25 protein-coding genes and 1 pseudogene are annotated in these 22,510 nt (G+C 57.4%); 16 read left to right on the top strand and 10 right to left on the bottom strand.

The window, feature by feature from the left end; translation table 11 throughout:
• Positions 1–99 precede the first annotated feature (99 nt).
• Complete coding sequence (locus D7I37_RS21680; RefSeq protein ID WP_073970208.1) at positions 100–276, top strand: YciY family protein; 177 nt, start codon at positions 100–102, stop codon at positions 274–276.
• Positions 277–322: 46 nt separating this feature from the next.
• On the opposite strand, the gene D7I37_RS21675 is transcribed toward D7I37_RS21680, so the two are convergent.
• Entirely contained in the window at positions 323–814 is a 492-nt protein-coding gene (locus D7I37_RS21675; RefSeq protein WP_061794478.1) for a Dps family protein, read from the bottom strand.
• Between the two features lie 199 nt (positions 815–1,013).
• Positions 1,014–2,486, bottom strand: coding sequence for an MFS transporter (locus D7I37_RS21670; protein WP_129544349.1), 1,473 nt, complete (start codon positions 2,484–2,486; stop codon positions 1,014–1,016).
• Positions 2,487–2,612: 126 nt separating this feature from the next.
• Here D7I37_RS21670 and D7I37_RS21665 point away from each other — a divergent pair, with 126 nt between their 5' ends.
• Entirely contained in the window at positions 2,613–3,158 is a 546-nt protein-coding gene (locus D7I37_RS21665) for a TetR/AcrR family transcriptional regulator (protein ID WP_061794476.1), read from the top strand.
• Positions 3,159–3,315: 157 nt separating this feature from the next.
• On the opposite strand, the gene D7I37_RS21660 is transcribed toward D7I37_RS21665, so the two are convergent.
• Together D7I37_RS21660 and D7I37_RS21655 are read right to left on the bottom strand one after the other, a co-directional pair.
• Positions 3,316–5,205 (bottom strand): hypothetical protein, encoded by a 1,890-nt coding sequence (locus D7I37_RS21660; RefSeq protein WP_129544348.1) that lies wholly within the window; start codon positions 5,203–5,205, stop codon positions 3,316–3,318.
• Between the two features lie 88 nt (positions 5,206–5,293).
• The gene (locus tag D7I37_RS21655; RefSeq protein WP_129544347.1) at positions 5,294–6,262 is read right to left on the bottom strand and encodes an amidohydrolase family protein; all 969 of its coding nucleotides are present in this window, start codon (positions 6,260–6,262) and stop codon (positions 5,294–5,296) included.
• 351 nt (positions 6,263–6,613) lie between these two features.
• Between D7I37_RS21655 and D7I37_RS21650 the strand changes: the two genes are divergently transcribed.
• Positions 6,614–7,795 carry a site-specific integrase gene (locus D7I37_RS21650; protein ID WP_129544346.1) on the top strand — a complete coding sequence of 394 codons (1,182 nt, stop codon included), beginning with the start codon at positions 6,614–6,616 and terminating at the stop codon, positions 7,793–7,795.
• 1 nt (position 7,796) lies between these two features.
• On the opposite strand, the gene D7I37_RS21645 is transcribed toward D7I37_RS21650, so the two are convergent.
• Genes D7I37_RS21645 through D7I37_RS21630 form a run of 5 tightly spaced genes read right to left on the bottom strand, consistent with a single transcriptional unit; the run spans position 7,797 to position 10,867 of the window.
• The gene (locus D7I37_RS21645) at positions 7,797–8,000 is read right to left on the bottom strand and encodes an AlpA family transcriptional regulator (RefSeq protein WP_129544345.1); all 204 of its coding nucleotides are present in this window, start codon (positions 7,998–8,000) and stop codon (positions 7,797–7,799) included.
• Positions 8,000–9,400 carry a DEAD/DEAH box helicase gene (locus D7I37_RS21640; protein WP_129544344.1) on the bottom strand — a complete coding sequence of 467 codons (1,401 nt, stop codon included), beginning with the start codon at positions 9,398–9,400 and terminating at the stop codon, positions 8,000–8,002. The genes D7I37_RS21645 and D7I37_RS21640 overlap by 1 nt, the downstream gene beginning before the upstream one ends.
• Positions 9,387–10,430 carry a phosphoadenosine phosphosulfate reductase family protein gene (locus D7I37_RS27475; protein ID WP_242502725.1) on the bottom strand — a complete coding sequence of 348 codons (1,044 nt, stop codon included), beginning with the start codon at positions 10,428–10,430 and terminating at the stop codon, positions 9,387–9,389. The genes D7I37_RS21640 and D7I37_RS27475 overlap by 14 nt, the downstream gene beginning before the upstream one ends.
• Positions 10,431–10,472: 42 nt before the next feature.
• Positions 10,473–10,601, bottom strand: coding sequence for a hypothetical protein (locus D7I37_RS27600; protein WP_256369325.1), 129 nt, complete (start codon positions 10,599–10,601; stop codon positions 10,473–10,475).
• On the bottom strand, positions 10,598–10,867 hold the full coding sequence (locus tag D7I37_RS21630; protein WP_129544343.1) for a VRR-NUC domain-containing protein: 270 nt from the start codon (positions 10,865–10,867) through the stop codon (positions 10,598–10,600). The genes D7I37_RS27600 and D7I37_RS21630 overlap by 4 nt, the downstream gene beginning before the upstream one ends.
• A 64-nt stretch (positions 10,868–10,931) precedes the next feature.
• Here D7I37_RS21630 and D7I37_RS21625 point away from each other — a divergent pair, with 64 nt between their 5' ends.
• Entirely contained in the window at positions 10,932–12,092 is a 1,161-nt protein-coding gene (locus D7I37_RS21625; RefSeq protein ID WP_129544342.1) for a hypothetical protein, read from the top strand.
• Between the two features lie 34 nt (positions 12,093–12,126).
• Here the strand turns inward: D7I37_RS21625 and D7I37_RS21620 are convergent.
• Positions 12,127–14,022 (bottom strand): annotated as a pseudogene (locus tag D7I37_RS21620) (DNA polymerase I); the annotation flags it as partial.
• A gap of 52 nt (positions 14,023–14,074) precedes the next feature.
• On the opposite strand from D7I37_RS21620, the gene D7I37_RS21615 reads away from it, so the two are divergent.
• From D7I37_RS21615 to D7I37_RS21560, 12 genes are all read left to right on the top strand, one after another.
• The gene (locus tag D7I37_RS21615) at positions 14,075–15,943 is read left to right on the top strand and encodes a VapE domain-containing protein (RefSeq protein ID WP_371415236.1); all 1,869 of its coding nucleotides are present in this window, start codon (positions 14,075–14,077) and stop codon (positions 15,941–15,943) included.
• Positions 15,944–16,250: 307 nt separating this feature from the next.
• Entirely contained in the window at positions 16,251–16,622 is a 372-nt protein-coding gene (locus D7I37_RS21610) for an antiterminator Q family protein (RefSeq protein ID WP_242502724.1), read from the top strand.
• Positions 16,623–17,180: 558 nt separating this feature from the next.
• The gene (locus tag D7I37_RS21605; protein WP_129544340.1) at positions 17,181–17,543 is read left to right on the top strand and encodes a DUF4406 domain-containing protein; all 363 of its coding nucleotides are present in this window, start codon (positions 17,181–17,183) and stop codon (positions 17,541–17,543) included.
• Positions 17,518–17,871, top strand: coding sequence for a phage holin, lambda family (locus D7I37_RS21600; RefSeq protein WP_129544339.1), 354 nt, complete (start codon positions 17,518–17,520; stop codon positions 17,869–17,871). The genes D7I37_RS21605 and D7I37_RS21600 overlap by 26 nt, the downstream gene beginning before the upstream one ends.
• Positions 17,872–17,876: 5 nt before the next feature.
• The gene (locus D7I37_RS21595; protein ID WP_129544338.1) at positions 17,877–18,488 is read left to right on the top strand and encodes a glycoside hydrolase family 19 protein; all 612 of its coding nucleotides are present in this window, start codon (positions 17,877–17,879) and stop codon (positions 18,486–18,488) included.
• On the top strand, positions 18,485–18,931 hold the full coding sequence (locus D7I37_RS21590) for a lysis protein (RefSeq protein WP_129544337.1): 447 nt from the start codon (positions 18,485–18,487) through the stop codon (positions 18,929–18,931). The genes D7I37_RS21595 and D7I37_RS21590 overlap by 4 nt, the downstream gene beginning before the upstream one ends.
• Before the next feature lie 6 nt (positions 18,932–18,937).
• Positions 18,938–19,225 (top strand): hypothetical protein, encoded by a 288-nt coding sequence (locus D7I37_RS21585; RefSeq protein WP_129544336.1) that lies wholly within the window; start codon positions 18,938–18,940, stop codon positions 19,223–19,225.
• Between the two features lie 33 nt (positions 19,226–19,258).
• Positions 19,259–19,519 (top strand): hypothetical protein, encoded by a 261-nt coding sequence (locus D7I37_RS21580; protein ID WP_129544335.1) that lies wholly within the window; start codon positions 19,259–19,261, stop codon positions 19,517–19,519.
• Positions 19,520–19,647: 128 nt separating this feature from the next.
• Complete coding sequence (locus D7I37_RS21575; RefSeq protein ID WP_061069136.1) at positions 19,648–19,890, top strand: DUF2560 family protein; 243 nt, start codon at positions 19,648–19,650, stop codon at positions 19,888–19,890.
• A gap of 8 nt (positions 19,891–19,898) precedes the next feature.
• Positions 19,899–20,432, top strand: coding sequence for a hypothetical protein (locus D7I37_RS21570; protein ID WP_129544334.1), 534 nt, complete (start codon positions 19,899–19,901; stop codon positions 20,430–20,432).
• Between the two features lie 31 nt (positions 20,433–20,463).
• Positions 20,464–21,024 carry a terminase small subunit gene (locus D7I37_RS21565; protein WP_129544333.1) on the top strand — a complete coding sequence of 187 codons (561 nt, stop codon included), beginning with the start codon at positions 20,464–20,466 and terminating at the stop codon, positions 21,022–21,024.
• Positions 20,969–22,510: a terminase large subunit domain-containing protein gene (locus D7I37_RS21560; protein WP_129544332.1), complete on the top strand. Its 1,542-nt coding sequence runs from the start codon at positions 20,969–20,971 to the stop codon at positions 22,508–22,510. The genes D7I37_RS21565 and D7I37_RS21560 overlap by 56 nt, the downstream gene beginning before the upstream one ends.

Raw genomic sequence — 22,510 nt, 5'->3', positions numbered from 1 at the left:
ACGCTTGCCCGGCAGCGGCCGCAGCGACGGCGACTTGGATCGCCGGCGGAAAGGGCTATAATGCCCGCGGTTGGCATTTGACGGACGAGTGATGAAATTATGAGACGCAGTAGAAACGAAGTGGGCCGCTGGCGGATGTTGCGGCAGAGCCAGCGCCGCAGGCATCGTTGGCTGGAGCGCCAGTCGTGCAGCAACCGGCATATCATCCGGGTGCGCCGCCGGCTGGACGACCAGCACCGGCGCTCGCTGCTGTTCGTGGTTTCCTGCGAATGGTAAAACGAAAACAGTCCCGTCAGGGACTGTTTTATCATGGCGGCAGGAATTATTTGCCCAGGTAGGCGTTGAGCATCCAAACCTGTTTTTCCTGCTCCTTGATGTAGTCGCTCATCAGCGAAGCGGTGCCTTCATCGCCCGCGTCGGCGGCCAGCGCCAGCAGCGCGCGCTGTTGCTGCAGCAGTACCGAATAACCGCCCAGCAAGCCGCCCAGCGTGCCTTTATCGTCGGTCACGTTGGTGTCCTCCTTGATATCGGCGGTTTTCAAATAGTCGCTGTATGCATGCCGCGGCTGTGAACCCAGCGTCAGAATACGCTCCGCCAGCTCATCCACCTTGGTCAGCAGATCGTTATAGGTCTCTTCGAATTTAACGTGCAGCTCAAAGAAATGCGGGCCGCTAATATTCCAGTGGTAGCCGCGCACGTTCATATATAACACCTGGTAATTCGCCAGCAGCGCGTTCAGCGCTTCGGCCAGCTTTGCCGATTGTTTACTGTCGAGGCCGATATGGGTCTTGGTCGCTTTCTTCGCCGTTGCCATAATAATCTTCTCCTGATTATTCGTTCCGAGGGTAGACAGGATAGTTTCCATAACACACACAGTAACCGGATTTATCGCAGGGTTAAATGCGATTTAAAGCATCATTGCCATCGCTAAAACCAATGGCGATAAATCCGTGAAGCAAATTGCCCAATCAGTTTACGCAGGATCTGTTAACGGCAAAAGTCGGTTTTGCCGCTTATTTGCGCAATGCCAATTTGACCGCGCCGGCGCCCAGCGCCATTAATGACGCCGCGGCGATTAATACGGCAATAAACGCCTGGTCGAAGGCCTGACGCGCCAATTGGGTCAATTGCTGCGCTCGATCGGCCGCCAGACCGGCGGCCAGCCGCAGCGCTTCGTCGATGCTGTCATAGGCCAGGTTTCCCACCGCCAGATCGGCCGGCAACGCCAGGCTGTGGCTGTAAACCGCCGTCATCAATCCGCCGAGCAGCGTGATGCCCAATACGCCGCCCAGTTCATAGGACACATCCTCAATCGACGCCGCCATGCCGGATTTCTCCTCCGGCGCGCTTAGCATGATGGCGGTAGACGCGGAGGTGATTGCGCCGCCCAGCCCGAACCCGCTGATAAACAGGCAAGCCAGCTGCAGCGCCAGGCCGCTTTGGTACAGCGCCGCCAACCCGGCGATGCCGAGCGCGGTCAGCATAAAACCGCCGAGGATGATGCGGCGTTCGCCATAGCGCGGCAGCAGCAGGCCGGCCATGGGGGCGGCCAGCGCCGAGGCCAGCGGGATAGGCAAAATGAACAGCGCCGCCTGCAAGGGGCTCAGGCCCAATACCAGCTGCAGGCGTTGGCTCAACACCAGCTCGACGCCGATCAACGCCACCATCGACAGCAACGCGACCCCAACGCCGCCGGCGAACAGCGGGTTGCGGAACAGCGAAAAGTCGATCATCGGGCTGTCGCTGCGCAGTTGGCGGCGCACGAACAGGGTGAGAAACAGCACGCCGATGATGGCGGCCATCGCCAGGGCGCCGAAAGAGGGCGCCGGCTTGCTCAACTCTTTCAGGGCGTAGATAGCGCCCACCAGTCCGGCCATGATTTGCACCGAACCGACAATGTCGTAAGGGCGCGGATTGTCTCCCCCGCAGTGCGGGATCAAGCGCCACGCCAGCGGCAATACCAGCAATACCACCGGCACGTTGATCAGGAATACCGATCCCCACCAGAAATACTCCAGCAGCAGGCCGCCGACCACCGGGCCGATGGCCGCGCCGCCGGACGCGACCGCCGCCCAGATGCCGATCGCCAGCGCGCGTTCGCCATCGTCGGTAAACACGTGGCGAACGATGGACAGGGTCGCCGGCATCATCATCGCCGCGCCCACGGCGAGGAACACCCGCGCGGCGATCAGCCATTCCGCGCTGGGCGAGAAGGCCGCGCACAGCGAAGCGGCGGCGAACACCGGCAGGCCGGAGATAAACAGCCGCTTATGGCCGATGCGATCGCTCAGCATGCCGGCGCCGGGCAACAGGCCGGCGACCACCAGCGGGTAGGCGTTGACGATCCAGAGTTTTTGCGAGGCGCCGGCGTCCAGCGCCTGGGTCAGCCGCGGCAGTGCGGTGTATAACACCGTCATATCGATGACAATCAGAAACAGTGCGCTGGAGATCATTGCCAGGATCAACCAGCGGTTATTGGCGTGCATAATAATATTCCACAAATGTGGGCGACGCGGTGGCGCCGCCATAGCGAGTAACCCACCGGGGTTGCCGGGTGATATACTGGTGCCAATATATATCCATACGTACGTATTGAAAAGAGGGGTTTCTCAATGGGGCGTCAACGCAGCATCGATCGCGACAAGGTTCTGGACGTGGCCGAAGAGATAGTCGCCACCCAGGGCGCCGCCGGCCTGACCATTGATTCCGTCGCCAAGGCGATGGGCATCTCCAAAGGCGGGGTGCAATATTGCTTCGGCAGTAAGGACGCGCTGATCGATGCGATGTTCGATCGCTGGGGCAAGGCTTACGACCGGGTATTCGACGCCATTGCCGGTGAGGATCCTTCGGCCATCACCAGCGTCAGGGCGCATATGCAGGCGACCTGCAGTTCGGATCAGGCCTCCAGCGCCAAGGCGGCGGGGCTGATGGCGACGTTGATCCAGACGCCGGAACACCTGGAAAGCTCGCGCGCATGGTATCGCAGCCGCATCGCCGGGCTGGATCTGCGCAGCGAAGAGGGCAAGCGCGCGCGGCTGGCTTTTCTGGCCACCGAAGGGGCTTTCATGCTGCGTTACTTTGGCTTAATGGATATCGATCAGGCTGAATGGGAAACGATGTTCACCGATATGCAGGCGTTGATTCTGGACCCCAAATAGCCGCCTATCGCAGCGATAGATGGAGCAACGCCGGCGAGCGGGAGTATGCTTGCCAGACAAGATATTCCCTCGAAGAACCCTTTGGCCAGCCGCTCCGTGCTGGCTTTTTTTTGTAAAAAAGCCGCGAAATTTCGCGGCTGTCGGCAAGGTTGGGCGATTAGACCTGTCGCAGATAGACATCGGTAATGCGCAGATCGAAATTGCTCTTCATTTTCGTCGTGTCAACCAACAGGAAAGCATGGGTAGCCCAATCCGGCGCTCGCTCAAATGACGGCGGCTGGGTGGCGTAACCTTGCATTTGCCCTGGAATAACTTCGGTTTTCAGCTGGGATTCGCTGCCGCTGAAATTATAGGTATACGAATGGCCGGTTTGCTGCATCAGGATTTTCGGTTCGACATCCTGTTGCGCGCCAAACTCGCTCAATTTTGCCCAAACGATTTTGACCTGACAGCTTTGCCCCTCTCCGGCATAGGTATTGGCGCGAATATGATGAATGACGCTGCCGTAACCTTTCAACTTGATGGTTCCCAGAACGGCCTGGAACACGCCGCTTCCTGCGGCAAGGTTGCGCCCCAGGGAAACGAAGCCGGTTTGCCGAATGATGCTGAAGTTGGTGCTGTTTTCGGTACCCCAACCATAGCGGGACTTGCGCACGGTGTTGACGCCGCCCGGCGGCAGTACCCACACTTCCTCGGTCCATTTTTCATTGCCGGCGCCGCTGGTATAGGTCGAACTGTCGAGCCAGTTGTCCTGCACCGCCGCATCGGTACGTACCTGCGTCAGCAGATACGGCCAGGCGATGGGCAGCTGCGTATCGTGCAACGATACCGAGCCGGTGCCGTCGAACCAGCCGCTGACGTTGGCATCGCCGCCTTGTTGCATTTGGCCGATATTGACCTTTTCAAACACCACTCGCGCCAGGTTGCCGACATAAAAAGGGTTGCTGGTGGTCGGGTAGGTGGATGGACTGCCGCCGGCTTTGAAGGTGAACAGGCCGCCGATAACGTTAACTTTGCAACTTTTATCGTCGGGGACGTTCATGATGTAATTCTGCGGCCCGTAGCCCTCGACATGGCAATCGCGGAAAATATGCTGCCCGCCCTCGATGTGCATGTATTTTCCCACGTGACTGGTTGAGGTTTGTTCGCCATTTTTCCCGTAGATATAGTCGAAGGAGCAATTGAAGAAATAGCTGTAGCCGCCCTGCAGTTTTACGCCGCAGTTGCTTTGCGCGAACACACAGCTGTGGAAGTTCATTTCTTCGCCGGAGTCTGTGGCGTTGTTCGGGAAGTAGTAGCAGATGTCACAGTGGTTAAAGGTAAAGCCGTACATGCGCAGGAAGTAGAAATGGCTGGTTCCCGTCAGGCCGTAAGCAAAGCCTTCGACAGCGCCGCCCTGGAAAGTCAGCGAGTTGCGCGCATAGCTCTCCGACAGCGACGTGGAGAAGGTCATGCCATCGACGAATGAGTCTGCGCCGGGGCCAATCATGCGCAGATTGCGGGCGCTGAGATTGCCCTGGGTATAACCGGCGCCGTTTTGCCATGCGATGGCGGCCATGCGTTTCGCCTCGGTGCCGTGCGCGAGGGCCGAAAAGTCCAGCAGGGCGCCGGAGAAATCGTAATCGACCGTTTTTACATTGAGATTCAGCGTCGCCAGGCATTTGAAACGGCCATTGCCAAATACCAGGTTGCCGTTTTTCAGTATGCGCGAACCGCTGAGGGACGCCAGCGAACTGGCGTAGTCATGAGCCTGTTGAATGGCGGCGGTGTCATCATTGATGCCGTCACCCTTTGCGCCATACATATAAGGGGACAGCGTGCCGGCAACGTCGAGCGCACGCACCCAGACCCATGAGGCGTTGGGGCGAATAAACATGCCGCCGTCGTCAGCGGGGGTCGATTGCGCCTTGGCGACGAAGGTGCCGCCGCCGGTGGGTTGGCGGTTGTTGGCGCTCCAGTCGTCATAATAAGCCGCAACGGCGATCTGTTCACCGGCGGCAGTCGGTATGCGGCTTCTCAGCGTGGCGATGTCAGGGCAAGTATCCATATTTTTTATCCTCAAATAATACTGTAATTATATACAGCAATTTAAGTCTATGCCTTGATGCGCCGGGTATCAAAGGAAGGCCGTTGTGCTATTCGTCAGCGAACGCGCCGCGCTCTGGCAGGCCAAACAGCCGGGCCGCATTGCCATCCAGAATGGCGGCGATCTGCGGCTCCGGCAGGCCGGAGCGCCGGATATACTCCACCGTGGTTTGGAACAAATCCCCTGGCTGGAACGGGAAATCGGTGCCGAACAGCAGCCGTTCGGCGCCGAACGAGTCTACCGCGGCGCGCAAGGCGGGAGGGTGATCATGGCCGACGGTGTCGTACCACAGGCGCTGTGCGGCGAGGCTCGGCCGTTCGGGGGTATTCGGCGCTTCCCAGGCCAGGGTTTGATCGATCCGTTCCAGCGCCATCGGCAACAGGCCGCCTAAATGCGGCACGATGATTTTCATCCGCGGGAAACGTTTAGGGATGCCGTTAACGATGAGGTGCATCGCCGCCACGGTATCCTCGACCGGAGCGCCGATCGCCCAGGTCAGCTGATAGTCGGCAATCAATGGAGACAGCGCGCCGCGGCCTGCCGGATGAAGGGCCAGCACGCTGCTGCGGCGATCGAGCTCCTGATAAAGCGGGTCGAACAGCGGGTTGGCGATGGAGAGGCCCAGCACCGAAGTGGTGATGCAGGCGCCCAGCATGCCCAGTTCGGAGAGCGCACGCTCCAGCTCGCGCAGAGAGGCGTCGATATGCGGCAGCGGCAGGGAGGCGATTGCGCGAAATCGGCGCGGATATTGCTGCACCACGGCGGCGTATTCGTCATTTATCCGCCGCGCCGCGTCGACGGCGGTTTTTTCATCTTCGAAGTGCGGGGAGAGCGGCGTCGCCGACAGAATTTGCATGTCGATATCGGCGGCGTCCAGCAGGGCGAAACGCGCGGCGAGTTCGCGCGCGGTGCTGCCCGCGCCCAACTGTCGATACTCGGCAACCTCCCGTACGCCTAGCGACTGCAAAAGGTCCAGATACTCCGCGCTCCACAGGTGGGCATGTACGTCCAGTCGCATCGGTCTTCTCCCGGTTGTCGAAAATCGCTCTTTGACAGTATAGGCGCGGCGGGTTTCACTCACCGCGGCCGGGCATTTTTTGGACCGGATGGATGGGGGAAAAGCACGTTCTGGACAGGGAACGCGCTTGGTTAATGCGCAGGAGTGGGGTCAGAACACCTGTTTGAAAAGTATTTTGGCAGGTTTACCCCTCAGTACTCACCTTTCACGTCTTTACCTTTTAAATCCCGTTGTGTCTGGCTTGATAGGGCAAATCGTTACCTTTTACCTCTAAGTTTTTACCCTCGATTTATCTGCAAGGCTTTAATTTTGTGTACACTAATACGTACATAAAAACACGAGCCAACCCCTATGTTGACAGACACGAAGCTGAAAAAATCGCTGGGTAAAAAACGCGATGCGATAGAGATCATTTCCGATAGCCACGGGCTGAATGCCCGGATCAGCAAAGCCGGCAAGATTACGTTCTTCTACCGCTACCGGTGGGTGAAAGAGCCTGTGCAACTGTCGATCGGCGAATATCCTGCGATGACCATCGCACAGGCGCGCGAACGGCGCCAGGTGCTGCGCGGTTGGTTGACGGAGGGTTTCGATCCTCGCGAAAAAATTCGTTTAGAGCGCCTTTCCCGCAACACTTCGCCGACGGTGGACGAGGCCTTCAACTACTGGATCGACAAATACTGTCGGCCGAACGGTTCGGTTAAGATCGACTATTACCTGCAGGTGTACTGCAAGCACATCAAACCCAAGCTGGGCGAACTGCGGATGGAGTCAACTGCCCGGATGCACTGGCTGGAGGTACTGGACTCTATCGATAGCAGTGTCATGGCCAACTACATGACATCGCTGTGCAAACGCGCGTTCAAGTTTTGCGTCAATCGGGGGTATATCGCGGCGAATCCCTTGGAAGGGCTGGGGCCGCGTGACGTAGGCACAGCTCCGGCGCGCAAAAAACGCTATCTCGCAGATCGAGAGATCCAGCAAACCTGGCAATGGTTGGATGACCACCAGACCGACGAGGCGCGCCTGATTATCCGGTTTATGCTGCTGACTGGGTGCCGCACCGCGGAGATCCGCCGGGCGTGCTGGGACTGGTTTGATTTTGAGGATGACACCTGGACGGTGCCGAAAGAAGAGTATAAGACCGGCGTGGCGGTGCGCCGCGCGTTGCCGCCGCTGGCAAAAGCGTTGCTGCTGGCCCATCGCGAAAAGGTGAATACTCGCCACGTTGTGACGTCGCAGCGCGGTATGCCAGGAAAAGAGTTTGATAGACCGGTAGGGCCGTCGGTAGCGGCTAATTATACTCGGCGGGTCTTTGAAGGGGCTGGAATGAAGCCGTGGTCTATGCATGACCTGCGCAGAACGTTGGCGACAAAATTATCGGAGCAGGGCGCGCCGCCGCATGTAATCGAGAAAATCCTCGGCCACCTGATGACAGGAACGATGGCGCATTACAATCTGCACGACTACATGGACGATCAGCGGCATTGGTTGGGGGTGTGGGAGGAGTATGTGAAGGGGGTTACAGGGTAACTTATTTCGCGCTGTTGGCGTCTTCCCAGGTCAGCACATCGGAAAGACGCCAGCGGTTTGGACTGCCGGGGATCGTCGGCGCCGGGAAGGGCAGCTTAAACCCCTTCGGGCATTGGTCTTTGTCTCGCCATTTCCACAGCGTCTTTTCTGAAATTTGATAGCGGGACAGAATATCCCGCGTGAACACGATCGGATTATCGCCCATTACATGCCTCTCTTTTTCATGGCTTCGAGCAGGATGTCCTGCACTTCACGTTTTGAATTGCGCCGCTCCATCACCATTTCGTCGGTGGTGTCGGCGGCGATGATGTGGTGTATCCAGACTGGTCGGTTGTGGCCGGCTTGCGCCTGGCGCGTCGGCCCGATGCGTTCGATAATTTGTTGGTACTGCTCCAGATCCCACCAATGCGAGAAGAACACCAGGATGTTGCCACCGTCCTGCAGGTTAAGGCCGTGGCCGGCGCTGGCCGGGTGTGCGAACATTACAGGGATTTTACCGGTGTTCCAGTCGCGGATTGTCTGCGGGTCTGCGTCGAGCTGGCACCCCTTAGGGAAGGCCTTTTGCAGTCGCTGCAGGTCGTGTTTCCAATGGTAGGCTACCAGCACCGGCATACCACCGGCCTCGGCCAGAATGCTGTCGAGCGCCTGCAGCTTGCCATCGTGCACTTTCGCCCAGTTGCCTGCATCATCGGTGTAAATGGCGCCGCTGGCGATCTGCAGGCACTTCACCGTTTTGGCCGCGGCATTTAGCGCTTCGATGTCGGCGCCGTTCAGTTCGAGAAACATCTCCTTTTCCATGTCCTGGTATTGCTGGCGCGCTTTCGGCGGCAGCTCTACGCGGATAACGTTATGGATGGGTTCGTCGATGTCGAACCAGTCGGCGGCATCCAGGGAGATCGTCACGTCGGCGAGCGCCGCCTGCATCTGCTCCTGCGCGTGCGGCCACGGCTCCAGTTTCGACCATTGCTGACCAGGGAACTGAATGCTGTTGAACCAGCGCGAGGTGAACGCGCTGAAGGTGCGGCCCAACCTATCACCGCGGTCAACGAACCACGCCTGGCCCCATAGGTCGATCAGGCCGTTCGGCGCTGGCGTACCGGTGAGGTTCACCCAGCGGTGCACGTGCTTATGTGCAACTTTCGCCAGCGCCGCCGCGCGTTTGCCGCCTTGCCGCAGGCGGAACGACTTCAGCCGGGTGCTTTCGTCCGCTATGACCGTGCCGAACGGCCAGCGGCCGCCGAGCTGCTCAACCAGCCACACCAGGTTGTCGTAGTTGGTGGTGAACACGCTGGCGTTGCTGTTGAGCAGCGCCGCGGCGCGCTCTTTGGCAGTGCCGACGATTGGTTGCATTTCTATGTTGCGAAGGTGGCCCCATTTCGCGACTTCATCCGGCCAGGTGCTGGCCGCCACGCGCAGCGGTGCCAGAACGAGCGTCGGCTGCGTCTCTTCACCGGAGCAGTAGAGCGCCTCCAGGCTGCTGAGCGTGCCCACTGTTTTGCCCATGCCCATGCCAGCCCACACGTTGGAGCGCGGTACCTGCAGCGCGTGGTCGATAATGAGATTCTGGTAAGGGCGGGGGGTGAATACTTTTTTAGATGAACTCATAGCCGTCCTTGTGTCGTAGAGAAGTGGATCCACTAAAAGGAAGGGCCGCTGTATTGGCGGCCCTTATCGGTTGCTGGGATGGCATTCGTGCTGCAAGCTCCTCCCTGCTTTCCGCTGAAAACATTGTGATTATTTCCCCGAAGCTATTTTTACCCCAGTACATGTCCAGGTCTGTCCCGTTACGGTTTTCCATTTTACGAACACTATTAGCATTAAGAACTTGCCAGAACTGCTTCGCCAATTCCGGTTCGTCTTTTGCAGCTAACGCTATTTTTTGAATGGATTTCTTTATGCAAAAAACACAGTTCCCGAGGTGTTCGGGAATCCCTAGGTCGAAAGGCTGACGAGACCACCAGTCAATAACATCATGTTTCCCTGTGTCAGATATTTCAGCTAAATAACTGGTGCTTTCCGATGCGTTTTGACTAAGCCTCTTCATGCATTTATCCAACAGTGCTGAAGGGGTGTTGAAGTCGTTTGCGAGACCTATTTTCGCCCAATCTTCCGACACCCACTGATAGGTATTCATGCCGCTCCGGTAGGCGATTAGCGTTTGCTCTCGCGTCATCCCTGCTTTAGTCATGCTGCGGTGTAGTAAACCGCCCCATAGTCGCGCTGGTTCATCTGCGCGAATACCTATCCACGTGCGATATGCCTTCCGGCCTATGTGCTCGTCGCAGTACTTTTTGAATGGGCCGAGCTTCATACGGTCGGTGCAGAACTCGCCGCCCACGTATGGTGTGCCGTATTTTTCCAACATGGCGCGCCACGGTTCCAGGTCGGGGCCGATCTCATCTAAGCTGATCACCCGGTAGCCGTTCCCCTTGCCTAATTCAGGGTTAACGACAACGCGCAGACATATCAGGTCAATCCCCCAGTGCTTTACGGCATCGCGTATAAATTGATATGTGGCCGGGTGTTCTGCGCCGGTGTCCATGAAAACAAAACGCGTATCAGGATCTTGTTGGCGCATCAGGTGTGCGAGGTACGCAGAAGTCCGGCCTCCTGAGAAGCTGACAACGTTAATCATGGTTTATACCTTGGGGATGTTGGGGGAAGCGGGGGAGATGCTTTATTTCGCCCACTCCACTACGACGATCAGCATCAGGCCGAAAGCGCCGAGCCAGAAGCTGGCGCAGAATGCAAAAACGGCGTACCAGATGGCACGCCGCGACCAGTTATAAATGTTCAATCCAATCACAATATGCCCTCCAGATTTTTACTGTCCAGCACCACCACCTCGAAGCCCAGCGCGTGCAGCTTGGCGTGACAACGCAGTTGGTCGGGGCGCGGCTTCTCGCCCGGTGCTTTGCACTCGACGAACACAGCCCGGCCGCCCGGTAGCAGCACAAGGCGATCGGGAACGCCGCGGATGCCAGGCGACACGAATTTATACGCAATACCGCCGGCCTTTTTTACCTCTGCGCGCAGGTACTGCTCAACTGAGGATTCTCGGCTATATGTCAAAACGTTTCCTCCTATGTCATACTGTTGTTTTGAGATTTCTTTACTGTCAGTTAGTGAGGGCTAAATGTCGGATGACCCGTTAAATACTATTGTTAAATCATCTTCGGAAGAATTGACTCGGCAACTGTATGGCGATGTGAAAAGCTTTATCGTAAACATGGCAAGAAAGATGATAACTCCGGTGAAGAAAAGCCAGGCTAAACGCTACGATAATATTGCGTCGCTATTGGATGACCTAAAATCAAATAAATTAAGGCAAGATAGTTTTGTTGCATTAGAGTGTAAGCCTAGCATGTTCGGCACTTTTCTTAGGGGGCATAAACTAAGTTTAATTAATTCTATGGGTCGTATTGTAGGACATAAAAACTTCATTTTGTCACCTGATCCATTCCTTCAGTTGATGGCAAATACGACCAGTTATCTTAAGCCTGTTGGATTGTATCCTAAGATTGATGATGAGGTGTCTCAAATATGCTTATACCCTGCGGATACAAATAATTATGGTATGATGGGTATAATGCCAGGTGTAGGGGATTTGGTACCTTCGATACCTGCAATAGCGTCTCAGAGCAAGTTAGTACACTCCGGTGCGTCTTCTAATGTTATAGGCATAGTTAGACTTATAACTCGAGCTATGTTTGAAGATAATAACATCCCTATCGAAATATATGAAGATTATAGAGCTAAAGGTGATGTTTGGTTTCTTGATCTCCATTCGGAGGGAACTGAAATAAAACCAATGTACAACGCAGCCACTACTGAGGTGTGGGCAGGGTTGTATGCCGAAGGGCACCTGGAACACAATGGGGTAGTGCGCTTTGATATACTTATCCCTGAACTAGTACAAGCATTCAAAAATGTTGGAATCGATGTTCAGTATATTCAGAATCAAGCTAGGGATAAGGATTTTTTATTTTGGTCGCCAGATGTTAGATTAGTGCTATATCCCAGCTCATCATATTTTTCCTTACACATGGATGCCGAGGTTAATATATCTTACAAAGTAAGCAGGAATAAATTCGACCGAATATGTCATGGTGTCTTAGACGCTTTAGTGCAATCAGCAAACAAATGTGGTGTTAAGGTAAATAATCCATACGATCTTGATTTTAGCTATACTGATTCATCAAGTATGTATTCATTGCTTACCTCGGGCGGAGCTAATGCTATTACAGACCCCTTAGCTATCGCCGTAAGAGATTGGCATCGTCTAAAAAATGGATAATATATATATATATATATAGTTTTTGCGTAAGATATTAATCCTTACGGTAATGGTAGGCCTCGAACCCACCGGCATTTAGCGGGAGGTCTGGAGCCCATGCAGGGTTAGTGGCGAGCAGCCGGCTTAGCTGGTCGTGGAAGTAGAAGTCTTTGTCTGGTGCCTCGGTGATCACCTCATCGTGCACGGTCAGCACGATCTCGTAGCCTCGCGCCTCGACGGCCGACATGTTGCCGGCTAGCACATCGCGGGCGCCGGCCTGGGTAACGTTCTCCACCAGTTTCCCGCCGTAGGTTTTGAGGCGCTGCCATTTGCGCGAATACGGGTTCACACCCATGTAAGTGATTTCGCCTTTGACGATTGCGGCCCCTGGGTAGCAGACGACGCGACCAGATGGCAGGGCGATACGTAGCCAGGAACCATCCTTGCGGACCTTCAGCCGCCGACAGTTGAACTGCTTACCCGGTTGCGAGATTGCGCGGCGCACGGCATTCTCCAGTTCGGACCACAGGCTAACCGTTTTGGGGTGTGCATTGCGCCACAGACGTTTCAGCGAGTCGCAGGTGATAAACACCCGTTCGGACAGGCCGTAGGTTTTTTTCTGCTTAACCGACACCTGCCACCAACTTTTCGCCTCTCGCTGGACGGCGATAGGGATGTTCGGCAGTGCAGCGTCGGCCAGGTCTTCCAGGTCGAGCCCGTAGACCAGTGCGAACGTCACGAACGCCGCCACACCACCGCCAAAGCCCAGCCCCAATTCCATTACCTTGCCGATTTGGCGCATGGCCTTATCGACTTCCTCGGGCGTCATGTTGAAGGCGCGTGCGTAGGCCAGCTTATACAAGTCATGTCCTGCGCGAATCGGTTCGCCGTTCTCGTCGGTGCCGAGGATGTTGTCGTAATCGCGGAACGCCTGCAGCTTCCACTCTTCACCAGCCAGCCATGCCAGGAACCGGCCCTCAATGTTTGACAGGTCGCTGACAACCAGCTTTTTGCCTGGTGGCGCCATGATGCAGCCGCGCAGCGCGGAACTGGTCAACTCCATGATGTTTTCGAACACCAGATCGGCGACGCCCAGTTTCAGCGCCTCGATGCCCTGATCGATTTGTTCCTGCTTCATCGTCGGGCGAGGGAGGTTTTGCGGCTGGAAGAGACGACCGGCCCAGCGGCCGGTTCGGCTGGCACCACAGAATTGAAGCGTTCCGCGCAGCCGGCCGTCACTGCTGACACCCTTCATCAGCGCTTTATATTTGCTGGTGCTGGTCGTACAGGCCGCCAGGCGTATGGTTAGCAGTTCGCGCAACGGGGCGGGCAGATCAGGGTCGTTGATGCGACGCTCGAGCGTGCTTTTCTGCATGTCTGGCAGCTCAACGCCGAAAGCCTCAAGGATGTGTTTCAGCATGGCGTCGCGCTGGGTCGCCGCCTGCACCTCGCCGTCGGTCATTTCCTGCGTGCGCTTTGCCAGCAGCAACTGCTCATCACCCACGGCAGTGATGGCGGCTTCGGCCAGCGCTATGTCCATGCACACGCCGCGGTCGTTGATCTGCTGATCGCGATGCCATAACGCCAGCTCGTCGCCCTGATAATTCCAGTTCGGTAGCTTGGCGTCGACGGCGCGCATGGCGTGGATATCGAGGCCGGCGTATTCAACAAAGCGCTGCCACTCCGCCGGGTGCGATTTGGCCGTGGCGCGACGCAGCTTGCTGTTTTTCGGGCGTGGCTTGCAGAACAACTGGATCAGCTGCTTACCCGCTTTATCCTTCGCCTTGTCGGTGTCGACGTTGAGCACTTCGCACAATGCACCCAGCGCGCCGGGGAGGCCGTGCGCCAGAGCCTTAACCATTGTGTCGCGCCAGCGTTCAACGCCGCCCACCACGATACCAGGCAGCAATCGCTGAAGTGCGTGGCGCAGCATGGTGCGGTCGAAATGACTGTATTACGGCATCCTGCTGCAGACGCGCACCGTCCGCGCGCTGGATGTGGACGTGTCCGATCCGATTGTCGCCGACGCGATTCTCAACGCGGTCACCACCATGATCGGCCCGCTACCCAAACGCATGCGCGACAACAGCCCGAAATTCCTGCTGGCGTTCCAGCTCGAGGGGCAGATGTCGAAACGCATCCTGCGCACCGAAGCCGGCAATATCGAATTTCTGGCCACCGGACAGCAGTTCGTCGCGCTGGGTACACACCCGAGCGGAGCCCGTTATCTGTGGGACGGCGGTCTGCCGGATGATATCCCGGTGGTGGGCGCCGACGATTTCGAGGCAGTGTGGACCATGCTCGAAACCGTGTTCGGCGTAGGCGAGACCGTCGTCGAGAAAGAAGGGCGGGCACGTGACCGTAGCGGGCGCGATGCTGGCGCCACAGACGAGACGGCCGACTACCTCGACGCCAACGGCTGGACACTCGACTGGGGCGCCGGCGGTGAGCGTTATATTCGCTGTCCATTCGAGGACGGACACAGCACCGAGAGCGCCGACAACACCGCAACCGCTTATTTCCCTGCGGGCACCGGCGGGTTTGAGCAGGGGCATTTCCGCTGCTTGCACGCCAGCTGCGCGCACCGCAACGATGGCGACTACCTGAATGCAATCGGCATTCGCGATAACGACTTCGACGTGGTGCCTCTCGCGCCAGCAGAGAAACCTCCGCTGCCGGCGTTTATTCGCAACGAGAAGACAGGGCAAATCAAGGCCACCATCGACAACGCCGCCAAGGCGGTGATGCGGCCAGATTTCTGCGGCCTGCAGATCCGTTTCGACCAGTTCCGCGACGAAATCATGTTCGCGCCCGAGAGCAGCGACCAGTGGCAGTCATTCGCCGACGCCGACTATTCGCGCCTGCGCATCACCCTGGAGCGCCGCAGCTTCGAGGCGGTGGGCAAGGAGCTGATCCGCGACGTGGTGATGCTGGCTGCCGACGAGCAGCCGTTCGACAGCGCCATGACCTGGCTCGAGTCGCTGAAGTGGGACGGCGTGCCGCGCATCGATACCTTCTTCCAGCACTATTTTGGCGTTGAGCCGTCGGCATACTGCCGCGCGGTGTCGCTCTATACGTGGACGGCGCTGGCCGGCAGGGTGCTGTCGCCAGGCTGCAAGGCGGACATGGTGCCTATCCTCGTCGGCCCGCAGGGCTGCGGTAAATCCACCGGCGTGGCGGCGCTATCACCAGACCCGTCGTTCTTCACCGAGATATCGTTCGCGGAAAAAGATGACGACCTGGCGCGCAAGATGCGCGGGCGCCTCGTGGCCGAAATAGGGGAGCTGCGCGGCCTGCACTCCAAGGAGCTGGAGTCCATCAAGGCCTTCATCACCCGCACGCACGAGAACTGGATCCCCAAATATCGAGAGTTCGCCACGCAGTTCCCGCGCCGGCTGGTGTTCATCGGCACCACCAACCAGGACGAGTTCCTCGCAGACGATACCGGTAACCGCCGGTGGCTGCCGCTGCGAGTCGGTAAAGTTGCGGTTGATCAGCTTAAAAAGGATGTCCTGCAGCTGTGGGCAGAGGCGCGGGAGACGTTTAAGCGCCTTGGCGGCGTCCAATTCCACGAGGCCGAGGTGCTGGCGGCGGGGGAACACGAGCAGCACACCATTAAGGATGCATGGCTCGAAATCGTCGAGAACTGGCTCGATGCTCCCGACAGCCTGACCGACGAGGTACCGCGAACACGCGATTTTTTACGTGCAGCTGACGTTTTGCGGGACGCCATCGGGCTGGACCCGCGCAGCATTGGAAAGCGCGAAGAAATGCGAATAAGTAATGTTTTGCAAAATTGCGGCTACTCCCGCGTGCGGCGACTAATCGAAGGTAAACAGCAACGAGTGTGGGCAGTGGCTAGTACCACCTAGACCACCTACGCGGAAGAGGCGGTCTAATTGCAACTTACTGATTGCACGAAACAAAGACCACCTAGACCACCTAGACCACCTGTTAAGTAAGAACCCCATTTATATATATAAGGGCTTTCAGGGAAAAGGATCTAAAAGAGCTGTCTAGGTGGTCACAGGTGGTCTAGGTGGTGAACTTGTAATTTTTCGCAAGTTACAGCGAACAAATAGCGGTTCGCAGCACATTGCCACAACAACCGGCACAGCGCGGCGGGCGAAGTTGCAAAAAAGATTAAGTTTGATGAGGTCACAACGAATGCGCAGAAATATGCAAGAAGTTTTAGAGCGGTGGGGCCGCTGGGCGGTCAGTGAAGAAAAATGCACGTCGGTGGACTGGCCGGCGATGTCCGTCACGCCAGCGCGCCTTCCGATGGCAGGGGGCGGCAAATCGTGCAGCGATGACGACGGGCTGATGATCGACGGCTGCGTCAGTCGCTTCAAGAAGCTACGCGACAGGGAAGACGTGCTGATCCTGGGCCTGCGCTACATCGGCGGGCTGCCGCTGCGCCAGATAGCGGAGGCGCTAAACATGGACCTCAACGCGGTGCGGCGCTCGCTGTATTCGACTGAGGCGTTTCTGGAAGGGTGCCTGGCAACGTTCTGCATTCCGTTGGACATGGATCCGGAAGTGTGCGAATAAGATTTTCTTTGTGTACACAGAAAACTATGCTATACAGATAACGTGCAAGAGTTGTATATGCACACCGACCTCGTGAAACACGGCCTCGCTTCGGCGGGGCCTTGTCGTTTCTGGCGCCCAAAACCAGAAAACCTCTCAAAATAGCCGTTTCAGCCATAAAATTGGCTATGCAAAAAGCACCCTGTTTTATGCACGGTTTATGCAGTCCGTTTTCCGCCGTATCGCCCAGAAGATTGCACAAAACACGCAGCTCGCCACGATCGCGCGGTGAGCGGTGTTACGGTGGTGCGCGTAAGGTTCATTATGTTAAAAAGTCCTCAAAATAGACAATTTTCAATGCAGAGCGCCATCCGATTAACTTCGTGTCCCGAAGCGACGTAGGGGTTGGTGTCGGTGCCTTGGTGGATGGCGCTCCGCATTGAAAATATTTGGCAGGTCCACCGGGGGTGGCGTGTGCATATTGGGGCTCACGTTTGACGGTTCGATTCCGTTACTTGCCACCAACACATTCGCAGCCCTGGCTAACCGCTGGGGCTTTTTCGTTTCTGGAACCCCTACATGAAAACTTACATCGCAGGGCCAATGACGGGCCTACCTGGATTCAACCGCCCGGCTTTCTTTGCGGCGGCGAAAGATATCGCGGCTGCGGGGCGCGTAGCGTTAAACCCTGCGGTGCTGCCTGATGGGCTTTCTGAGGTGGACTACATGTGCGTGTGCATCGCCATGCTGCAGCGCGCTGACGCGATTTACATGCTGGATGGTTGGCGTAGCAGTAAGGGCGCCCGCGCTGAATTCGCCCTGGCGGAGAAGCTGGGCATAGAGATCCTGTTTCAGGACGTGACGCCGCTCCAGTGCCTCTACACCCAACGCCGACACAGCCGGCAGGGGAAAGGATATGAAGATGCCAACCAATCCGCATAACTGGCCTGACTGGATCGAGCTGCTGCAATCTTGGTGGCGAGGTGAAACACCCATCGGCGGTGTACTCATGTCGATTGTGATTACCATTCTGCGTGTTGCCTACACCGGCGGCGGCTGGCGCCAGATGCTGCTGGAAGGGGCGTTATGCGGTGCGCTGACTCTGACAGCGGCGTCATGCATGGGGCTTATCGGCTTACCTCCAGCGGCAACCATCGCTTTGGGCGGCGCCATTGGCTTCATCGGCGTTGAGAAGGTGCGCGGCGTTTTGATCCGCGTGCTGAACCAGCGCTTCGGCGTCAGCGACGACAACAGCAAACCGCAGGCATAATCACCATGACACAAGACCAATTCCAACAGGCGGCTGGCATCAGCGCCGAACTGGCCGTGCGCTGGTTCAAGCCTATCACCGTCGCCATGGCGGAGTTCGGCATCACAACACCGGTGCAGCAGGCGATGTTCATCGCGCAGACAGGCCACGAGTCGCAGGGCTTCACCCGACTGGCCGAGTCGTTCAACTACACGCCGGCGGCGCTGCGGGCAACCTTCGGCAACCGCATCAGCAGCGACCAGGCTGCGATGCTCGGCCGCACGGTGGACCACCCGGCACGGCAGGAGGCGATCGCTAACCTGGTCTACCAGGGCCGCTACGGCAACAAGCTGCCTGGAGACGGTTGGAAGTTCCGCGGCCACGGCCTGATCCAGATCACCTTCCTCGACAACCACAAAGCATGTGGCAAAGCACTGGGCCTCGACCTGGTCGCCAACCCCGAACTGCTGATGGCCGACGCGAACGCCGCGCGCTCGGCGGGCTGGTATTGGCGTTCGCGCAATATCAATCAGGTGGCTGGCGATGTCCGCGAGGCAACCCGGCGCATCAATCCGGCGTTGCATGCACTTGACCAACGCGAGACGAGCTACAAACGCGCTATTGCGGTGCTCGCATGACATGGCCGCTACCGCATTGGCAGGCCGCTGTCGTGGCCGTTGTGCTCTGCCTGCTGGCGTATTTCGCTATCAGCAATCAGGCGCTGCGCCACGAACGCGACAAACTGCAAACGGCCAACAGCCAGCTGACTAACCAGCTCGCCTGGCAGAACAGCACACAGCGCGCGGTGGCTGCCATCGACGAACACCGTACCCAGGAACTGAACGATGCAAAGAATCAGATTGATGATCTGCAACGCCTTGTTGCCGCTGGCGCTCGCAAGCTGCAGCTCGCCGCCACGTGCACAACCACCGGCGCCGCCGGCGTGGCTAATGCAGCCAGCCCCAGACTTACTGACGCCGCTGAGCGGGATTATTTCCGTCTCCGAGAGCGAATAGAAACCGCCCGCAGCCAAATAGCCGGCCTGCAGGACTACATCCGCAACGTGTGCCTGGCGAAGTGAGGATGCATGGACAACGTAACCAAGCTGAACCTGATTAAGCCAGGCGAGAACGACCCGGCAATCGAGCATGACAAAGAGAAGATCCGGCGCATCCTGCTCGATGTTCTGGATAAGGTCGACACCGAAACGCTGCGCACGCTGGTGCTGGTTGCCATCACCGACGACGGTTCGGTTGTGCAGGGGCGCCACGTGCTCGGCAACTACCATTCGCTGCTCGGTGGCTTAAGCCGTTCGGCCTACATCGTTAACCAACTGCTGGACGGCGTTAATAACGCCAGCGAGCAGGAATATTAACCACCATCACCAGAAGACCCAGGAGAAGAAACCATGTTCACTTTGAAAATTATTACCGCCAACGGTAACGAAGTTATCCACGCGGCGCAGGATCCGATCTTTCACCAGGCCAGCAACACAATTTCGTTTCAGGGGTACGACAACCTGAGCAACTCGGTAACGCTGGGTGAGGGGCAAACGAGTGCAGGCGGCGATGTGGCCTACTTGATGGGCGAGCGAGGCGCAACCCTTGCAACGTGGCGTTATCGCCAACCGGAGCGTAGCGGAAACTCGCTGCAGCCGATGGATAGCTAAGCGCATTACAGAAGCCCTTCGTCGAGGGGCTTCGATAATGACAACAGGTGCGGCCAAGGCGGCTGTAAATATTAACCAGGGATGCCAACTGACAAGGATTAAGTCGTACCGCAGGAGACTCCCCGCAAATGGCGATTATCGAGATGACTGAATTGCAGGCAATGAACCTAGAGATCTTCCGCTTGGTTCAGAGCGACACAGCAGCGGCTGAGAAGGCGATCACTTTCATTGGCGGCGACAAGCTGAAATACGAGCTGTTTAAGGACGGCTACACCCGTGCCCAAAGCGAAACCGGTGTTGTGGCTCGCGCAGATAAAGCGATCCGCACTGCTGAGGAAGCTTTGGACCTGTTCCAAACTCCAGCCCAGTGAGGTGATGCATGAGCAACAAATGGCCGATTTTTACGGGTAATAACACCCAGGTTAACGCTGTGAAAATCAGCGCTATCCGTCAGCAGGACAACGGCTACGGCGTTATCACGCCAGATGGCGGCTACCCAGCGGTAACTGTGACCGACAGCTTTATGCGCGACTGGAAACCTGTTGTCGGCGGCTATTTGGTGCAGGACGCAACCGGCCAACTGGTGTTCATGTCCGCTGCCGCTTTCGAAGCGCAGTTCACACCTGGCGGTGGTGGCGATATCACCTCGGCAGATATCACCGATGCGACAACCGTCGGCCGGCAGGTCCTGACCGCAGCCAACTCGGCCGCAGCACGCACTGCTATCGGCGCCGGTACTTCGAGCCTGGCGCTGGGCACCACTGCCAGCACCGCGTTGGCGGGCAACGGTACAGCGGCCGCAGCTACCAAACTGGCGACGGCGCGCACGATCACCCTGACGGGAGCTGTCACCGGCTCCGCGACTTTCGACGGCACTGGCAACATCTCCATCGCAACTACCGCGGGCGCGTAATTTTTCGCGCCAAGCGAGACAGGAATAAATCATGGCAGGAAAACTCAAGGACAAAAAAGAGCTTTTTTGCCGCGAATACATCATCGATCTGAAAGCAGCGCCGGCGGCTGAGCGGGCAGGGTATAGCGCCCGTTCGGCCTGCAACATCGGTCCACGCCTGCTGAAGGAACCAGAAGTCCTGGCACGCATCGACGAGCTGAAGCGCGAGCGCCTTGCGCAGCTCGGCATTGATTCCAACTATGTGCTGCTGCGCCTGGTGGAGATCGACCAGATGGACGCGGCAGACATCTTCAACACCGACGGAAGCATTAAGCCGATCACAGACTGGCCCGCGGCATGGCGTCGCTATTTGAGCGGCTTCGATCTGGCAGAAATGTTTGAAGGTCGCGGAGAAGACCGCGAAATGGTCGGCTTGCTGAAAAAAATCAAATGGCCTGACAAGGTGCGAAACCTTGAGCTGATCGGCAAACACATCAGCGTGCAGGCCTTCAAAGACAAGATCGAGACTGAGGACGTCACCCCGGCGCCTAACCGCGATGTGCGGCAGTCGCGCATTAAGGAGTTGCTCAACCGTGGTAAACGCAGCGATTGACCTTGACGACCTGACCGACGAGGAGCAGGCCGAACTGCTCGCATTGTTGGAAGAGGAAGACGAGTATCGCCGCACGCACATGCTGTATGAATACAGCCCGTACGCCAAGCAGCGCGAGTTTCTGGACGCTGGCGGCGATTATACCGAACGCTGTTTCATGGCGGGCAACCAGTTGGGTAAATCCTACACCGGGGGGGCGGAGGTTACCTTCCACCTCACCGGGCGCTATCCGGGTGGCGCAGGCTATCCCGATGAAGGCGCCTACGATGGCGACTGGCAAGGCCGCCGGTTCAACGAGCCGGTGGTGTTTTGGGTCGGTGGCGAGACCAACGAAACCGTCACCAAAACCACTCAGCGCATTCTCTGCGGGCGAATTGAAGAGAACGACGAGCCAGGCTATGGCCTGATCCCGAAAGAAGACATCATCAGCTGGAAGAAATCGCCGTTCTACCCGAACCTGGTCGATCACCTGCTGGTGCGCCACCACGCGCCAAATGGCGTTGAAGATGGTATGTCTATCTGCTACTTCAAGCCTTATTCGCAGGGGCGCCAGCGCTGGCAGGGCGATACCGTGCACGGCGTCTGGTTCGATGAGGAGCCGCCGTACGCGATCTACTCGGAAGGTCTGACCCGTACCAACAAATACGGCCAGTTCTCACTGTTGACTTTTACCCCGTTGATGGGGATGTCGCAGGTCGTCGAGAAGTTCATTAAGAACCCGAGCAAGGCGCAAAAAGTGGTCACGATGACCATTCACGACGCCGAGCACTACACCGACGCCGAGCGCGAGCGAATCATCGAGTCGTATCCCGAGCATGAGCGCGAAGCACGTGCCAAAGGCATACCGACGATGGGTAGCGGGCGCATCTTCCAGATCCCTGAAGAGACCCTCAAATGCCAGCCATTCGAATGTCCTGATCACTTCTACGTTATCAACGGGCAGGACTTCGGCTGGGACCACCCGCAGGCGCACATTCAGCTGTGGTGGGACAAAGACGAAGACGTGTTCTATCTGGCGCGCGTGTGGAAGAAGAGCGAGAAGACCGCCACGGAGGCCTGGAGCGCCGTTAAAGCATGGTCAAACCGCATACCAGTAGCGTGGCCGCACGATGGCCATCAACACGAAAAAGGCGGCGGAGCACAGCTCAAAACGCAATATTCCGACGCGGGCTTCCAGATGTTGAAGGAGCACGCAACTTTCGCGGAGGGCGGAAACTCTGTCGAGTCCGGTCTTACTGAACTTCGTGACCTCATGCTGGAAGGTAGATTCCGGGTGTTCAATACCTGTGAACCCTTCTTTGAGGAGTTCCGACTCTATCACCGTGACGAGAACGGCAAGATATCCAAGACAAACGATGACGTCATTGATGCCGTTCGCTACGCCTACATGATGCGCCGCTTCGCGCGGATGATGCGCGACATCAGGAAGCCCAAAGAAAAAAAAATCCCAGCGCCAATACGGCCTATCCCACGTCCCACGAGGTAG

The organism is Serratia sp. 1D1416 (assembly GCF_003641105.1).
Taxonomy (GTDB): domain Bacteria; phylum Pseudomonadota; class Gammaproteobacteria; order Enterobacterales; family Enterobacteriaceae; genus Serratia; species Serratia ficaria.
This window is presented reverse-complemented; position numbering and strand designations above follow the sequence as displayed.

What these genes read in the sequence shown, in the direction of transcription:
- D7I37_RS21680 (WP_073970208.1), top strand. Translation starts at nt 100, where the DNA reads ATGAGACGCAGTAGAAACGAAGTGGGCCGCTGGCGGATGTTGCGGCAG.
- D7I37_RS21675 (WP_061794478.1), bottom strand. Translation starts at nt 814, where the DNA reads ATGGCAACGGCGAAGAAAGCGACCAAGACCCATATCGGCCTCGACAGT.
- D7I37_RS21670 (WP_129544349.1), bottom strand. Translation starts at nt 2,486, where the DNA reads ATGCACGCCAATAACCGCTGGTTGATCCTGGCAATGATCTCCAGCGCA.
- D7I37_RS21665 (WP_061794476.1), top strand. Translation starts at nt 2,613, where the DNA reads ATGGGGCGTCAACGCAGCATCGATCGCGACAAGGTTCTGGACGTGGCC.
- D7I37_RS21660 (WP_129544348.1), bottom strand. Translation starts at nt 5,205, where the DNA reads ATGGATACTTGCCCTGACATCGCCACGCTGAGAAGCCGCATACCGACT.
- D7I37_RS21655 (WP_129544347.1), bottom strand. Translation starts at nt 6,262, where the DNA reads ATGCGACTGGACGTACATGCCCACCTGTGGAGCGCGGAGTATCTGGAC.
- D7I37_RS21650 (WP_129544346.1), top strand. Translation starts at nt 6,614, where the DNA reads ATGTTGACAGACACGAAGCTGAAAAAATCGCTGGGTAAAAAACGCGAT.
- D7I37_RS21645 (WP_129544345.1), bottom strand. Translation starts at nt 8,000, where the DNA reads ATGGGCGATAATCCGATCGTGTTCACGCGGGATATTCTGTCCCGCTAT.
- D7I37_RS21640 (WP_129544344.1), bottom strand. Translation starts at nt 9,400, where the DNA reads ATGAGTTCATCTAAAAAAGTATTCACCCCCCGCCCTTACCAGAATCTC.
- D7I37_RS27475 (WP_242502725.1), bottom strand. Translation starts at nt 10,430, where the DNA reads ATGATTAACGTTGTCAGCTTCTCAGGAGGCCGGACTTCTGCGTACCTC.
- D7I37_RS21625 (WP_129544342.1), top strand. Translation starts at nt 10,932, where the DNA reads ATGTCGGATGACCCGTTAAATACTATTGTTAAATCATCTTCGGAAGAA.
- D7I37_RS21610 (WP_242502724.1), top strand. Translation starts at nt 16,251, where the DNA reads ATGCAAGAAGTTTTAGAGCGGTGGGGCCGCTGGGCGGTCAGTGAAGAA.
- D7I37_RS21605 (WP_129544340.1), top strand. Translation starts at nt 17,181, where the DNA reads ATGAAAACTTACATCGCAGGGCCAATGACGGGCCTACCTGGATTCAAC.
- D7I37_RS21600 (WP_129544339.1), top strand. Translation starts at nt 17,518, where the DNA reads ATGAAGATGCCAACCAATCCGCATAACTGGCCTGACTGGATCGAGCTG.
- D7I37_RS21595 (WP_129544338.1), top strand. Translation starts at nt 17,877, where the DNA reads ATGACACAAGACCAATTCCAACAGGCGGCTGGCATCAGCGCCGAACTG.
- D7I37_RS21590 (WP_129544337.1), top strand. Translation starts at nt 18,485, where the DNA reads ATGACATGGCCGCTACCGCATTGGCAGGCCGCTGTCGTGGCCGTTGTG.
- D7I37_RS21585 (WP_129544336.1), top strand. Translation starts at nt 18,938, where the DNA reads ATGGACAACGTAACCAAGCTGAACCTGATTAAGCCAGGCGAGAACGAC.
- D7I37_RS21580 (WP_129544335.1), top strand. Translation starts at nt 19,259, where the DNA reads ATGTTCACTTTGAAAATTATTACCGCCAACGGTAACGAAGTTATCCAC.
- D7I37_RS21575 (WP_061069136.1), top strand. Translation starts at nt 19,648, where the DNA reads ATGGCGATTATCGAGATGACTGAATTGCAGGCAATGAACCTAGAGATC.
- D7I37_RS21570 (WP_129544334.1), top strand. Translation starts at nt 19,899, where the DNA reads ATGAGCAACAAATGGCCGATTTTTACGGGTAATAACACCCAGGTTAAC.
- D7I37_RS21565 (WP_129544333.1), top strand. Translation starts at nt 20,464, where the DNA reads ATGGCAGGAAAACTCAAGGACAAAAAAGAGCTTTTTTGCCGCGAATAC.
- D7I37_RS21560 (WP_129544332.1), top strand. Translation starts at nt 20,969, where the DNA reads ATGTGCGGCAGTCGCGCATTAAGGAGTTGCTCAACCGTGGTAAACGCA.